Source organism: Paenibacillus lautus (assembly GCF_050482385.1).
Lineage (GTDB): Bacteria > Bacillota > Bacilli > Paenibacillales > Paenibacillaceae > Paenibacillus_AQ > Paenibacillus_AQ lautus_B.
On the sequence record NZ_JBCNHV010000013.1, the window covers coordinates 418,160 to 432,132 of the forward strand.

13 protein-coding genes and 1 riboswitch are annotated in these 13,973 nt (G+C 53.0%); all 13 genes read left to right on the forward strand.

Annotated features, from left to right (window positions below):
• Nucleotides 1-183 precede the first annotated feature (183 nt).
• The 13 genes from fni (at nucleotide 184) to glyA (ending at nucleotide 13,925) form a co-directional block, all read left to right on the forward strand.
• The gene (gene fni, locus ABEW73_RS18415) at nucleotides 184-1,215 is read left to right on the forward strand and encodes a type 2 isopentenyl-diphosphate Delta-isomerase (protein WP_430166918.1); all 1,032 of its coding nucleotides are present in this window, start codon (nucleotides 184-186) and stop codon (nucleotides 1,213-1,215) included.
• Between the two features lie 184 nt (nucleotides 1,216-1,399).
• Nucleotides 1,400-2,500 (forward strand): redox-regulated ATPase YchF, encoded by a 1,101-nt coding sequence (gene ychF / locus ABEW73_RS18420; RefSeq protein ID WP_076323963.1) that lies wholly within the window; start codon nucleotides 1,400-1,402, stop codon nucleotides 2,498-2,500.
• A gap of 297 nt (nucleotides 2,501-2,797) precedes the next feature.
• Nucleotides 2,798-3,865, forward strand: a complete 1,068-nt coding sequence (gene prfA / locus ABEW73_RS18425; RefSeq protein WP_076323964.1) for a peptide chain release factor 1 — start codon at nucleotides 2,798-2,800, stop codon at nucleotides 3,863-3,865.
• Nucleotides 3,866-3,869: 4 nt separating this feature from the next.
• Entirely contained in the window at nucleotides 3,870-4,760 is an 891-nt protein-coding gene (gene prmC / locus ABEW73_RS18430) for a peptide chain release factor N(5)-glutamine methyltransferase (protein WP_430166866.1), read from the forward strand.
• A gap of 133 nt (nucleotides 4,761-4,893) precedes the next feature.
• A complete protein-coding gene (locus tag ABEW73_RS18435) occupies nucleotides 4,894-6,081 on the forward strand; it encodes an FtsW/RodA/SpoVE family cell cycle protein (protein ID WP_430166868.1) in 1,188 nt (395 codons plus the stop codon).
• Between the two features lie 317 nt (nucleotides 6,082-6,398).
• Nucleotides 6,399-7,577: an FtsW/RodA/SpoVE family cell cycle protein gene (locus ABEW73_RS18440; protein WP_430166870.1), complete on the forward strand. Its 1,179-nt coding sequence runs from the start codon at nucleotides 6,399-6,401 to the stop codon at nucleotides 7,575-7,577.
• 242 nt (nucleotides 7,578-7,819) lie between these two features.
• Nucleotides 7,820-8,515: a stage II sporulation protein R gene (gene spoIIR, locus ABEW73_RS18445; RefSeq protein WP_379409687.1), complete on the forward strand. Its 696-nt coding sequence runs from the start codon at nucleotides 7,820-7,822 to the stop codon at nucleotides 8,513-8,515.
• 218 nt (nucleotides 8,516-8,733) lie between these two features.
• A complete protein-coding gene (locus ABEW73_RS18450) occupies nucleotides 8,734-9,879 on the forward strand; it encodes an L-threonylcarbamoyladenylate synthase (protein ID WP_430166920.1) in 1,146 nt (381 codons plus the stop codon).
• 81 nt (nucleotides 9,880-9,960) lie between these two features.
• On the forward strand, nucleotides 9,961-10,524 hold the full coding sequence (locus tag ABEW73_RS18455) for a manganese efflux pump MntP family protein (protein ID WP_430109511.1): 564 nt from the start codon (nucleotides 9,961-9,963) through the stop codon (nucleotides 10,522-10,524).
• 54 nt (nucleotides 10,525-10,578) lie between these two features.
• Nucleotides 10,579-11,166, forward strand: coding sequence for a low molecular weight protein arginine phosphatase (locus ABEW73_RS18460; RefSeq protein ID WP_213647039.1), 588 nt, complete (start codon nucleotides 10,579-10,581; stop codon nucleotides 11,164-11,166).
• A 91-nt stretch (nucleotides 11,167-11,257) separates the two neighbouring features.
• Nucleotides 11,258-11,339, forward strand: a riboswitch (ZMP/ZTP riboswitch).
• A 114-nt stretch (nucleotides 11,340-11,453) separates the two neighbouring features.
• Nucleotides 11,454-11,918 carry a ribose 5-phosphate isomerase B gene (rpiB, locus tag ABEW73_RS18465; protein WP_339268509.1) on the forward strand — a complete coding sequence of 155 codons (465 nt, stop codon included), beginning with the start codon at nucleotides 11,454-11,456 and terminating at the stop codon, nucleotides 11,916-11,918.
• Nucleotides 11,919-11,999: 81 nt separating this feature from the next.
• A complete protein-coding gene (locus ABEW73_RS18470; protein ID WP_430166871.1) occupies nucleotides 12,000-12,584 on the forward strand; it encodes a TIGR01440 family protein in 585 nt (194 codons plus the stop codon).
• Nucleotides 12,585-12,674: 90 nt separating this feature from the next.
• Nucleotides 12,675-13,925 (forward strand): serine hydroxymethyltransferase, encoded by a 1,251-nt coding sequence (glyA, locus tag ABEW73_RS18475; RefSeq protein ID WP_430166873.1) that lies wholly within the window; start codon nucleotides 12,675-12,677, stop codon nucleotides 13,923-13,925.
• Nucleotides 13,926-13,973 lie beyond the last annotated feature (48 nt).

Below are 13,973 nucleotides of genomic sequence, written 5' to 3' on the forward strand. Positions count from 1 at the left end.
TGGAGGTACATATCATGCAGCGGGGACAATCTGTGGTGCGAATGATATGCTTATATATAGTTATTTAAAGGATGAGTGAAGTGGATAAGGAGGCACGGGATGAATTCAGAACATAAAGAGACTGCGGGTAAACCTGCTGAAACCATTTCAGGCAGAGGATTGGAAAGACCTGAGGGCAGGCTAATGCCGGAAGTGCCCACGGGCGAGCGGAAAATAGAGCATGTGCGCTTATGCTTGAATGAGGAAGTAGGCTCTGTGGGAGTAACTACCGGTTTTGAACGTTACCGCTTCCGTCACTCCGCATTGCCGGAAATCGACTTTGATGATATTAAGCTGGACACCACATTTCTTGATTTTTCCGTACGCACACCATTTCTAATCAGCTCCATGACTGGCGGAAGCAAGGCTACCGGAGAGATCAATAGACGTTTGGCTGAAGCCGCGCAGCGGCGCGGCTGGGCACTTGGGGTAGGCTCTGTGCGGGCCGCGGTGGAGAAGGAAGAGCTTGCTTCTACTTTCCGTGTCCGGGAGAGTGCGCCGAGCGTGCCGGTTATCGCTAACCTTGGAGCGGTGCAGCTGAACTATGGCTTTGGCCTTAACGATTGTCAGCGGGCGGTGGATATCGCGGGTGCGGACATGCTGGTTCTCCATTTAAACGGACTTCAAGAGGTGTTTCAGCCGGAAGGGAATACCCGGTTTGGCCGTTTGCTTGGGCGAATTGAGGATTTGTGCCGTACGCTTTCGGTGCCAGTTGGCATTAAAGAAGTCGGCTGGGGAATCGATGGTGAAACGGCGCAGAGCCTGCTGAATATCGGGGCGGCCTTCATCGACGTGGCAGGTGCGGGCGGTACTTCATGGAGCCAGGTTGAAAAATTTCGCAGCCCGGATCCGGTTCGCCGCGCTGCGGCTGAGGCTTTCGCCGGTTGGGGCAATCCTACCGCGGAATGCATCGTGGAGGTGCGCGAAGCTGCGCCAACCTGTTCGCTTATTGGCAGCGGCGGGCTGCAGAGCGGCGTCGATGCGGCTAAAGCGCTCTCACTTGGCGCCGATCTGGCAGGCTTCGGGCGTGGACTCCTGGGCTCGGCGGTCGAATCGGTGGAAGCGTTGGATCAGCGGCTTGCCCAGGTGGAGTTGGAACTGCGGACGGCGATGTTCGGAATCGGCGCAGGGAATATCGATGCGCTGAAGTCTACCAAACGGCTGATTCGTGCATAAATGGCCGGAATGATGAGCCCGGATCACATTCAACGATGGCAGTATATTCGTGTTGAAGTCTATCGGGTATCTGCTATAATTAATAAGATTGTTTAGCTGGCAATTCGTAGCTTCGGCGAGTAGAACCAACGCTGTGTAATACTTATAAATAAAGAAGTAAACCTGATAAGGAGTTGTCACATAAATGGCTTTAAAAGCAGGAATCGTCGGTTTGCCAAACGTCGGCAAATCAACATTGTTTAATGCGATCACGCAAGCGGGCGCCGAATCGGCCAACTATCCGTTCTGTACGATTGATCCTAACGTCGGTGTCGTGGAAGTGCCGGATGAGCGCCTCAACAAACTGACCGAACTGGTTCAGCCGAACAAAACGGTACCGACCGCTTTTGAATTCGTGGACATCGCGGGCTTGGTTCGCGGGGCGAGCAAAGGGGAAGGCCTCGGGAACAAGTTTCTTGCCCATATTCGTGAAGTGGATGCCATCGTTCATGTTGTTCGCTGCTTTGAAGACGAGAACATCACCCACGTTGACGGCAAAGTGAACCCGGTCAGCGATATCCAGACGATTAATCTGGAGCTGATCCTTGCGGATCTCGACAGCGTGGAGAAGCGGATCGATCGCGCGAAAAAGAACATGAAGGGCGGCAACAAGCAGTATGCTCAGGAAGTAGAACTGCTGGAGCGCCTGAAGGAAGCCCTTTACAACGATCAACCGGCACGCAGTGTGGAACTGAGCGATGATGAGAAGCTGATTGTTCGTGATTTGCACCTACTGACATTGAAGCCAGTGCTATACGCGGCTAACCTGAGCGAAGACGGCGTTACGGAAGCCGACAGCAATCCTTTTGTGCAGCAGGTTCGTGATTTCGCAGCTGCGGAGAACGCGCTCGTGGTTCCAATCAGCGCGAAGGTTGAAGCCGAGATTGCCGAGCTCGAAGGCGAGGACAAAGCGATGTTCCTTGAGGAGCTGGGGCTGGAAGAATCCGGTTTGAACCGTCTGATCAAGGCGGCTTACAGTCTTCTGGGATTGTACACCTACTTTACGGCAGGCGTGCAGGAAGTACGTGCCTGGACGATCCGCAAAGGAACGAAGGCTCCGCAAGCGGCAGGCGTAATCCATACCGACTTCGAACGCGGCTTCATCCGTGCGGAGGTCGTAGCTTACGATGATCTGGTTGCGGCCGGTTCGATGAACGGCGCGAAGGAACGCGGACAGCTTCGCCTGGAAGGCAAAGAGTACGTTGTGAATGACGGCGATGTTATGCACTTCCGTTTCAATGTGTAGGAATTGAAGTATTCAAAGGCCATGGCTCCATGTCACTTTGTGCATGGGACCGTGGTTTTTTTGAAGATATAATAGTGATGAGCTGAGCCATGCTGGACCTTCCCTGTGACAGGTGGATCACCCTCTGAATGGGAGCCAAACTCGAAGGGAGAGATCCTTTCAGTCCTGTCAACTGCCTGCTGGTCAAATACGTCGTTTCATGGTAAAATAAAAAGTCGTTTACACTTCATTGTTGATGCGAAATGAAGTGCAAAAAGGGCATATCTTCAGGAATATATCTTAGAGAGGTGAATTCCTTTGTTGGACCGATTACAATCCCTTGCGGACCGTTACGAGAAGTTAAGTGAGCTGTTGTGCGACCCCGATGTCGCTAATGACTCCAAGAAGCTCAGGGATTATTCCAAAGAACAATCCGATTTACAGCCTGCTTATGAGGCTTATGTTGAATATAAAAATGTAATTGAAGAGCTCGAAGCTGCCAAAACCATGCAGGGCGAAAAGTTGGATGACGACATGCGCGAAATGGTGAAAATGGAGATCGAGGAGCTTACCCAGCGTGAGCGCGAGCTGGCGGAGAAGATTCGGATCTTGCTGCTGCCGAAGGACCCGAATGATGATAAGAACGTAATCATCGAGATTCGCGGCGCAGCCGGCGGCGACGAGGCGGCACTGTTTGCTTCCGACCTGTACCGGATGTATACCCGTTATGCGGATACCCAGGGCTGGAAGGTTGAACTGATGGACGTCAACACGAACGATCTGGGTGGTTTCAAGGAAGTCATCTTCATGATTAATGGTCGCGGCGCTTACAGCAAAATGAAATTTGAGAGCGGCGCGCACCGTGTGCAGCGTATTCCGGCTACGGAATCCGGAGGTCGTATCCACACATCCACCTCTACGGTGGCGGTCATGCCAGAGGCGGAAGAAGTGGATATCGAAATCCATGACAAGGATATCCGCGTGGATACCTTCTGCTCCAGTGGTGCAGGCGGTCAGTCCGTTAACACCACCAAGTCGGCGGTACGCGTAACGCATATCCCGACGGGGATTGTGGCTACGTGCCAAGATGGCAAATCGCAGAACTCCAATAAAGATAAGGCGCTGCAGGTGCTTCGTGCCCGTATCTTTGATATGATGCGCCAAGAGGAAGAAGCGAAGTATGCCGGTGAGCGGAAGAGCAAAGTAGGTACAGGTGACCGCAGTGAGCGGATCCGTACGTACAACTTCCCGCAAAGCCGTGTAACCGATCACCGGATCGGACTTACCGTTCACAAGCTGGATCAAGTGATGAACGGGGAGATTGAAGAGATCGTTTCGGCGCTGACCCTTGCGGAGCAGGCTGAACTGATGGAAAAAGGAGTATAACGCTTTGAAGCGGACGATATTTGAATTGACGCCGCAGCGCAGCATAAGAGAAGCCTTTGTGGAGGCTTCTTCTTTTTTAGACGGCTTGCGGGTAATGGAACCGCAGCGGAATGCGCAGCTGCTGCTGGAGCATGTGCTGGGATTGTCGGGAACCTCATATTATATGGCACTCGCGGAGCCGTTTCCGGCGGACCGCCGCCACGCCCTGGAAGAAGCGATCAATCGCAAAGCCCAAGGCGTGCCTGCGCAGTATATTATCGGCGAACAGGAATTTTATGGCCGGCCGTTTGGAGTTACGCCAGCGGTTCTCATTCCGCGTCCGGAAACGGAGCTGCTCGTGGAGGCGGTGCTGAAATATGGACAAGAGCTCACGCTGCGATCGAATGAAAGGCTACAGGCCATTGACATCGGCACGGGTAGCGGAGCCATCGCCATTACGTTGGCATTGCAGGAGCCGGCATGGGATTTGCAGGCGAGCGATATTTCGCCGGATGCGCTGGAGGTAGCTGCTCATAATGCGAAGCAGCTGAACGCCAGTGTCGAGTTTCGGCAGGGGAACCTGCTGGAGCCATTCGCCGGCATGACCCCGGATATCCTTGTCTCCAACCCACCGTACATTCCGGCGGAGGATATTGAGGGACTTCAGCCCGAAGTCCGCGATTATGAGCCGCGAACGGCACTGGATGGCGGGCCGGACGGATTGAATCCGTACCGGATTATGATGGCGCAGCTGCCCTTGCTGTCAGCGCCGCCGCGGCTGATCGCCTTTGAGCTGGGTATGGGCCAAGCCGAGGATGTGGCAGAGCTTCTGCGGAGTGAAGGACACTGGAAGGAAATCGTCACGGTGCCGGATTTGGCGGGGATTGACAGGCATGTTTTGGGAATTTCTCGTTAATTGTGTTCTGGGTGGATTTCTTTTAAAATAGATGATGGGCTGAGCCGATTAAACGTTTGTTGTCGTTCAGATCGTTACCTTACCTCAATTGGCAAATCAGTGTGTACAGCTCCGGGCACAGGGGGACCAAAGCATGCTTCAGAAATTCAAGAAAATTGATTTTGTTATTGTTTTTGTACTGTTGATGCTGATGGTTGTCAGTATTACATCGATATATAGTGCCACGCTCGACGACACCGGATTCGAAAGACACCATATCAAGATGGGGATATTTTATATCCTCGGATTCGCAGCCTTTTTCGGGTTGAGTTTGATTGATTATCGGTTATGGAATAAATACGCACTGCATATATACATCGGCGGGTTATTAACCCTTTTGCTGCCTTCCTTCATCGGCCAGACCAAAAATAATGCCACAGGTTGGATCAATCTCGGTATCGTGGATTTTCAACCTGCGGAATTGTTTAAGCTGGTGCTGATCATATTTATCACCTATGTTCTTATTCGTAAGAATAAAGCGAAGTTGTCCTTTTGGCGGGACATTGTACCGATTGGGCTCTTGACGTTTATCCCGTTTGCCGTTGTCATGGTTCAGAATGACTTGGGTAATGGACTGAGCTATATTGTCATCTTGCTTGGGTTGTTATGGATCGGGAATGTGAAGTTTTCGCATGCTCTCATCGGGCTGCTGCTGGTAGCAGGCATCGCATTCGGTGGAGCGCAGGCCTATATCCACTATCATGATGAAATCAAAGAATCGAAAATCATGGAGAGCCGCGGCCACTGGATGGAACGGATTGACCCATGGCTGATACCGGAAAAAGCAACGCCGAAAGCGAGTTATCATACGAACAATGCGAAGCTGGCCATTGCTTCAGGCGGTATGAGCGGAGAAGGGTATTTACAAGGAAGCTCCGTACAATCCTCGCGCGTACCTTACACGTATTCGGATTCGATTTTTGTGCAAATCGCAGAGGAATACGGCTTCATCGGTTCTTCCCTTCTGTTGTTGTTATATTTCATACTCATTCACAGGATGATTTTGATTTCATTGGAAAGCCGGGACAAAGCGGGTCCGTTTCTAATCATCGGTATTGTTGCCATGCTGCTGTATCAAATCTTTGAGAATATCGGCATGTTTATTGGGTTGATGCCTTTGACAGGGATTACGCTGCCCTTCATCAGTTATGGTGGAACATCCCTCATCATTAACATGGCATGTCTCGGGGTTGTCATGAGTGTGAAGCTGCATGGACAGGAAGTGGAGGAGGATATGCCCAATCCTCAAACGTACCGTTCCGCACCACCCAAACAGGCTTGATTTACGTATATCGGATTTAGAATCAAAAGAGATGCTATCGAAAGCAGCATCTCTTTTGTATTTTTTGTTGGTATCCACAGAAGGGCCCGTGAATTGTATTAGTGGAGGAAATCTTTTAGAATATTTCATTAGGGGCTAAGCACGGCCTGCTCCTTGAAACGCTCCATTGTAATGTCGCCTTTAGACTTTTTTAACGGAATATCATCTGGATCAACGATAAGCAGCGTCAAACTTTCTTTTCGAATAATCGTTATATGCCTGTATAGGCAAACCGGGGGTTGAGGTTAACAGCTCCGGGCACAGGGGGACCGTAAAGAATGCTTCAGAAATTTAAGAAGATGGATTACGTTATTGTTTTTGTACTGGTTTTGATGATGGGCATCAGCATTACGTCGATATACAGCACAACCGTTGACACCAAATTCGAAGGCTCTCATCTCCGCATGATTGCCTTTTACATTGTCGGTTTCATTGCTTTTTTCGGAATCAGCCTGCTGGATTACCGGTTGTTGATTAAATATGCTAAATATATTTACTTGGGTGGATTAGCTGTTTTGGTCCTCGTTATGTTTATCGGTAAGGACATCAACGGCGCCCAAGGCTGGATTTACATTGGCAGTTTAAGTATACAGCCTGCTGAATTGTTCAAGCTGATCCTGATTATTTTCCTTTCTTTCGTATTGGTGCGCAAAAACAAACCGCTGCTGTCCTTCTGGAAAGACGTTGTTCCGATCGGACTCTTGGCGTTCGTGCCTTTTGTGCTCGTCATGGCCCAGAATGATTTGGGTAACGCGCTCAGTTATGTCGTCATTTTGCTGGGGCTGCTCTGGATCGGGAACGTCAAGTTCTCCCACGCGCTCATTGGGCTTGCGCTTGTGGCAGGCGTTGCCTTCGGCGGCGCTCAGGCCTATATTCATTATCATGATGAACTGCTGGAATCGAAAATACTGAAGCCGCACTGGGTGGAACGGATTGATCCGTGGCTCTATCCGGAGAAGGCGACCGCCAAGGCCAGCTATCATACGACGAATGCGAAGCTTGCCATCGCTTCGGGCGGCATGAGCGGCGAGGGTTACATGCAGGGATCGTCGATCCAGTCGGGCAGGGTGCCTTATGCGTACTCCGATTCCATATTTGTGCAGATTGCCGAGGAATTCGGTTTTATCGGGTCTTCCGTCCTGCTTCTGTTATATTTCATCCTGATCCATCGGCTGATCCTGATCTCCCTGGAATCCCGAGAGCGTGCGGGGCCGTTTCTTATTATAGGGGTCGTGGCCATGTTCTTATATCAGATCTTCGAGAACATCGGCATGTTTATCGGCTTGATGCCGTTGACCGGGATTACGCTGCCTTTCATCAGTTACGGGGGAACTTCCCTTGTGATCAGCATGGCCAGTCTGGGGGTCGCCATGAGCGTGAAGCTGCATGGACAGGAAGTGGAGGAAGATATGCCGGATCCGCATGCCTATCGCCCGGCCGCTTCTAAGCAGGCGTAACTTGGGGGAAGCTCAATAATTGCCCTATCTCCAGCGAAAAAGTGTGGGGCACGGCAATCAGATGAACTGAATAACCGATCTTGGCGAAGATGCGATTCCCGTGGGAGTCGCATCTTTTTTGGTTCGTGCTGCATCAATCTATGATTTTTATATCAATTGCTAGATTCTACGTTTATATCTTTGTCCGGCGGACATACTGATAGCATCATAGAGTTTCGTTCATAGAGAGGCGGTTGTCCGAGATGACAAATTATAGTGAAACCCTCCGTATTATCGTGAAGAAAATGGTTGTGCTCTTATCCTGCATGTTTATGGTCATTATGGCTTGGGAAGGACAGCAGATTGATGCTTCCGTTGTTGGCGGTCCGATCCCTCAAGAATCGATACGGCTTCGCATTCTCGCGAATTCAGATACCCCGTCCGATCAGCTCGTCAAAAGGGAGATTCGTGATGCGGTCGTTGAGCAAATGCAGCTTTGGGTCCTGCAGCTGGAGAACCCGCAAAGCCTAGAAGACGCCAAAGCATTAACCCGGCAGCATCTTCCCGAAATCCGCCAATTGGTGGGTGAAGAGTTGAAGAAAAGAGGAATTACGTACAGTTACACCGTAGAGCTTGGCGTCGTGCCGTTCCCGACGAAATTATACGGGGGCACGGTGTATCCGGCCGGCGATTACGATGCGCTGCGGATTTCTTTAGGAGAAGGTCAAGGGCAGAACTGGTGGTGTGTCCTGTTCCCGCCGCTGTGTTTCATCGATGGTGGCAGCGGGGATGCGGCGGCGCAGCCTCTTGACACAGGTATCCAAACGGTTTCTGCTGAGGCTGGCGAAACTTCCCAAGAGGAAGCCCCGAAGAACGCAGGCGATAGCGAACCGGAGGTCCGCTTCTTCTTGTGGGATATGTTCCGTGGCATTTGGAACTGGGTGGTAAGCTTGTTCTAAGATTATGAGCGAGTTGATTTTCAATCCTGATCGGGTATGATAAACTTTGATGTAGAAGAGTGCTTTCTCTTTGGCGCGACTGGTTTGAATGGGAACCGGCACGGGACTGAAGAACGAAAAGCGCTTTTTATTTTGGGGCATAGGCAAAACTCGCACTGGAGTTTATATATTTCATATACAGAAAGTTTGGGATAGGAATGGAACAGAACGGGAACGGCATGGAACCTAACCAGCAGCGGGATAACGGCTTCCGCCAGGTTGGTGCAAAATCAACTCAAGTGTGGCACGTCTCGAACTCGCTCTCTAGGGAGAGCTTAAGTTTGGAGAATGAGGCAAAGCAGGCGCTTGGGGAAGCGGGGCAGGTGCTTGAGCTCGGCGGAACGGTGGCCTTTCCGACGGAAACGGTCTACGGGCTTGGCGCGGACGCCGGCAATACGGAAGCGGTCGAGCGCGTCTTTGCCGCGAAAGGCCGGCCGTCGGACAATCCATTGATTGTGCATATTTCGGAGCTAGCTCAGCTTGACGGTTTGGTCCTTCATGTAAATGAGACGGAACGGGCGCTGATGGCAATGTTCTGGCCTGGGCCGCTGTCGCTGGTACTGCCCGTTAAACCGGGTGCTGTCTCCCCTCGCGTGACGGCGGGCCTCGATACCGTTGCCGTGCGGATGCCGGATCACAACGTGGCGCTGGCTTTGATCAGCGCGGCCGGACGTCCGCTGGCTGCGCCAAGCGCGAACCGTTCGGGTCGGCCAAGCCCGACGCTGGCCAGCCATGTCCTGGAGGATCTGGCCGGGGCGATCGACGGCGTGCTCGACGGCGGCCCGGCCGGGGTGGGCGTCGAGTCGACGGTGGTGCAAGTCGGCGAAGACGGGACCGTCACGGTGCTCCGCCCGGGCGGCGTCACGGCCGAGCAGCTTGCCGCCGTTGCGGCAAGCGTGCGCATGGATCCGGCGCTGCATCGCGCCGCCGGGGAGGCGGAGAGCCCGGCGCCGCGCTCGCCGGGCATGAAGTACACGCACTACGCACCGAAGGGTGCGATGTGCGTGGTGCAGGGTCTGCGTGCCGACGCGGTGTCGGCACGCATCGGGGCCGAGCTTGAGGCGGCCGCCCGGCGCGGGGAGGTGACCGGGGTGCTGTCATTCGACGAGCACATCGGTCACTACCGTGCGGACGTTGCCGTCTCGCTCGGCAGCCTGGCCGCGCCGGAGGAAGCGGCCCGCCGGCTGTACGCCGGCCTGCGCCAGTTCGATGACGAAGGCGCGACCTTCATTCTGGCCGAAGCGTGCCCGGAGCAAGGCCTTGGGGCAGCCGTCATGAACCGGCTGTTGAAGGCCGCAGGACACCACATCATCGATGTGAATTGAGCTGCCGAATGAACGCTTTTGGCATCATTTACCCCTTGTCCGCATATGGTGTACAAGACCATGGGACTTGGGGGAATGGGCATGCTGGAGGCGTCTGTCCAATCGGGACAGCTTGCGGCGATTCTGCTGATGGCGGTTGCACTCGGGCTAGACGCATTTTCGCTTGGAATCGGAGTCGGAATGAGAAGCGGCATGCGCTTAGGCCATATGCTGGGCATCAGCTTCATGATCGCGTTGTTTCACATGTTGATGCCGCTGCTGGGCTTATTTGCCGGCCGCTATGTTGGCATGTTACTGGGCCACGTCACAGGGCTTGCGGCCGGCGGGCTGCTGCTTTTACTGGGCGGGCATATGATGTATAACGCCTGGCGGGGCGGAGAAGGGCAGCGAATACATCCTACCGCATTTTTAGGCATGCTGCTGTTTTCGCTTAGCGTCAGCATCGACTCCTTCTCGGTAGGTGTTTCGCTCGGAATGTTTGTGGATGATGTGCTGTTGATCGTGATCTCCTTCGGGATCGTGGGCGGTTTGCTGTCCATTCTCGGTTTGCTGCTTGGCCGTCAGGTAAGCAATAAGCTGGGGGAGTACGGTGAAATGCTGGGTGGGCTGATTTTGGTTATATTTGGTGTCATGTTTATCTTTTGACGTTATATTTGTTACAATAACCCCAAAGAACCTACTAACGGGAGGAACGGGACCGTGAAAAATATACTGTTTGTCTGCACGGGAAATACCTGCCGCAGTCCAATGGCTGAAGGCATGCTGCGCAAGCTTGCCAAACAACGGGGCATCCCGCTGGAAACGAAGTCCGCCGGTGTCTCGGCCGTGGATGGAATGCCGGTGTCCCATCATGCGGAGTCCATACTACGAGACCAGGATATCCAAGAACGCTTGGTGTCCAAACCGTTGACTGCGAATCTGGTGGAGTGGTCAGACTTGATCCTGACGTTGACCCAGTCGCATAAGCAGTATGCTATAAGGCAGTTCCCGCACGCCGCAGACAAGATGCATACGCTGAAAGAGTTTGTTGAGGATGACCGACAGGTGCTGGATGATCTGCGGGAGCAGGATAGTCTGTATGCGGCGCTTGAGCTGGCCAGATCGCTGGGCCGCGACGTCAGCGACCGTGACCGGGAGCGTCTGATCGAGCTGCGCCAGCGCATTCCGAGCTTCGATATCTCCGATCCTTTTGGAGGCTCGCGGGAGGAATATGAAGCGACGGCTGCAGAGATTCGGACGGCGTTGTTCCGTCTCTTGGACAAGCTGGAGGCGGATCGGCATAACTAAGCCTTGCTTTGATCGATATGAAGCCTACCATTAGGCTAAAAAGCCACTTGCCTTTCACATGGTATTGATTTAAGATGAAGGTGAAAAACAAGTGATCCGGTGTAACTGGCGACGAAGTGGATGAAACCACGATGGAGCATCGGAATATACGGCCGGTCGCCTGGGCAAAGAGCATTTGGAGCACAATACGTGCGCCGACTGCTCTTTTTTCGTCTTTTGCGTGGAATTTGGGTTATAATGAAACAAGCTAAAACGCAAAAGCGAACATACGAGGGGGTTTTTCATAGATGAAAATTGCATTGGGTACGGATCATGCCGGCATTCGTCTGAAAGAGGAGATCGTGGAAGTCATTCGGGGTCTTGGACATGAGGTTGAGGATCTGGGCTGCGGCTGTTCCGATTCCGTGGATTATCCCGATTATGCCCTTCCTGTGTGCGAGAAGGTAGTCTCGGGTGAAGCGGATCGCGGCATTCTGATCTGCGGTACGGGGATTGGCATGAGCATTGCGGCCAACAAGGTGCCGGGCATTCGCTGCGCGCTGACACATGATGTATTTTCAGCCAAAGCAACGCGCGAGCATAACGACAGCAACGTGATTGCGCTGGGTGAGCGTGTCGTCGGTCCCGGACTTGCTGCCGAAATCGTCAGCGCATGGCTGACAACGGATTTCAGTCATGGCGAGCGCCATATCGGCCGCGTGAACAAGATCAAGGCCATCGAGGAGCGTTACCTGAAGAATGAATCGCGATAGGTGAATGCGTAAAGCAACTGCGGCTATCGTGATATGGGAATGAAGCATCTTCTGTGAAAAAATCAACGGGAGGACTGTGACATGACGGATATCTCCAAGGTTTCCTTGAACGAACAGACAGCGCGGATTGTCCGCGAACTGGCCGAAGCGGCCGTGTTAGGACCTGGTAAAGTGCTGGTCATAGGCGCCAGCACCAGTGAAGTGGTCGGACGCCGGATCGGTACAGGCGGCGCTCTTGAAACGGCGCAGCAGCTCCTTCAGGGCATTGCCGAGGTTCAAGCGGAATTCGGATTTGCGGTGGCCTATCAATGCTGTGAGCATCTGAACCGTGCGCTTGTCATGGAACGCGAGCTGCTCGAGCGGTTGGGTTTGACGGAAGTGGCGGCTGTTCCCATTCCGGGAGCGGGCGGGTCGATGGCCTCTGCGGCTTACCGCAGCATGAAGGAGCCTTGTCTTGCGGAATCGATTGAAGCACATGCGGGAGTTGATATCGGCGAGACGCTGATCGGCATGCATTTGCGGCGAGTAGCGGTTCCGTTCAGACCGGCTGAGCGTTATATCGGCAAAGCGCGCGTAACCGCGGCTTATACCCGTCCGAAACTGATTGGCGGAGAGCGCGCGGTGTACCGGCTCGAGCAGAGGGATGATTCCACGCTATGCGATTGATTCGAATGAGAACTCGCTTTTTTAATTATGAGAACTTGTAGTATTGACTTTGCAAGAAAAAATAACGATTGATTATGGGAGGATATGAACATGATGGAACATTTGCGAAAGAGTGACCCGGCAGTATTGGAAGCGATGGATTTGGAGCTGAAGCGTCAACGCAGCAACATTGAGCTGATTGCCTCTGAGAATATTGTTAGCGAAGCGGTTATGGAAGCAATGGGGACCGTGCTGACGAATAAATATGCGGAAGGCTACCCTGGCAAACGCTATTACGGTGGCTGTGAGCGTGTAGATATCGTGGAAGATATCGCCCGTGACCGCGCCAAAGAACTGTTCGGAGCCGAACATGCCAACGTTCAGCCGCACTCCGGTGCGCAAGCGAACATGGCGGTATATTTGGCAGCTCTGAAGCCTGGAGATACCGTGCTCGGCATGAACTTGGCCCATGGCGGGCATTTGACTCACGGAAGCCCGGTTAACGCTTCCGGCCTTCTGTACAATTTCGTTGCCTACGGCGTGCAAGAAGATACGTTCCTGATCGATTACGACGAAGTCCGCAAAGCGGCATTCAAGCATCGCCCTCGTCTGATCGTGGCAGGTGCAAGTGCCTACCCTCGCATCATTGATTTTGAACGGCTTGCTGCCATCGCAAACGACGTTGGCGCGTTGTTCATGGTCGATATGGCTCATATTGCCGGTCTCGTTGCGGCAGGTCTTCATCCGAATCCGGTTCCGCATGCCCATTTTGTAACGACAACGACGCATAAAACTCTTCGCGGACCTCGCGGCGGTATGATTCTGTGCAAAAAAGCTTGGGCGCAAGCGATCGATAAAGCGGTATTCCCCGGCTCCCAAGGCGGCCCGCTCATGCATGTCATTGCTTCCAAGGCCGTTGCGCTGGGCGAAGCATTGGATCCGTCCTTCAAGACGTATGCAGAGAACGTTGTGAAGAACGCGAAAGTGCTGGCCGATACTCTGATCGAGGAAGGCTTGAACATCGTATCCGGCGGAACCGATAACCACCTGATGCTGGTGGATACCCGTAATCTGGACATCACCGGTAAAGACGCGGAGAAAGTTCTGGACTCCATCGGGATTACCGTGAACAAGAATGCCATCCCGTTTGATCCAACCAGCCCGTTCGTAACGAGCGGTATCCGTATCGGTACCCCTGCGGTTACTTCCCGCGGTATGGATGAGCAGGCGATGGTGAAAATCGCGAAAATTATTGCCATGACATTGAAGCAGCCGAAAGACGAGGCAACGCTTGAAAAAGCAGGCCGTTTGGTGGCTGAGCTTACAGATCAATATCCTCTCTATGCTGAAATGAAATATTAATCACAGTCTGCTCCGCAGAAGAAGCCTATGATAAGAGGACCCCGCCTG

Excerpts from the sequence above, each read along its gene's own strand:
- fni (WP_430166918.1), top strand. The coding sequence starts at position 184 with ATGCCGGAAGTGCCCACGGGCGAGCGGAAAATAGAGCATGTGCGCTTA.
- ychF (WP_076323963.1), top strand. The coding sequence starts at position 1,400 with ATGGCTTTAAAAGCAGGAATCGTCGGTTTGCCAAACGTCGGCAAATCA.
- ABEW73_RS18435 (WP_430166868.1), top strand. The coding sequence starts at position 4,894 with ATGCTTCAGAAATTCAAGAAAATTGATTTTGTTATTGTTTTTGTACTG.
- ABEW73_RS18440 (WP_430166870.1), top strand. The coding sequence starts at position 6,399 with ATGCTTCAGAAATTTAAGAAGATGGATTACGTTATTGTTTTTGTACTG.
- spoIIR (WP_379409687.1), top strand. The coding sequence starts at position 7,820 with ATGACAAATTATAGTGAAACCCTCCGTATTATCGTGAAGAAAATGGTT.
- ABEW73_RS18450 (WP_430166920.1), top strand. The coding sequence starts at position 8,734 with ATGGAACCTAACCAGCAGCGGGATAACGGCTTCCGCCAGGTTGGTGCA.
- ABEW73_RS18455 (WP_430109511.1), top strand. The coding sequence starts at position 9,961 with ATGCTGGAGGCGTCTGTCCAATCGGGACAGCTTGCGGCGATTCTGCTG.
- rpiB (WP_339268509.1), top strand. The coding sequence starts at position 11,454 with ATGAAAATTGCATTGGGTACGGATCATGCCGGCATTCGTCTGAAAGAG.
- ABEW73_RS18470 (WP_430166871.1), top strand. The coding sequence starts at position 12,000 with ATGACGGATATCTCCAAGGTTTCCTTGAACGAACAGACAGCGCGGATT.
- glyA (WP_430166873.1), top strand. The coding sequence starts at position 12,675 with ATGATGGAACATTTGCGAAAGAGTGACCCGGCAGTATTGGAAGCGATG.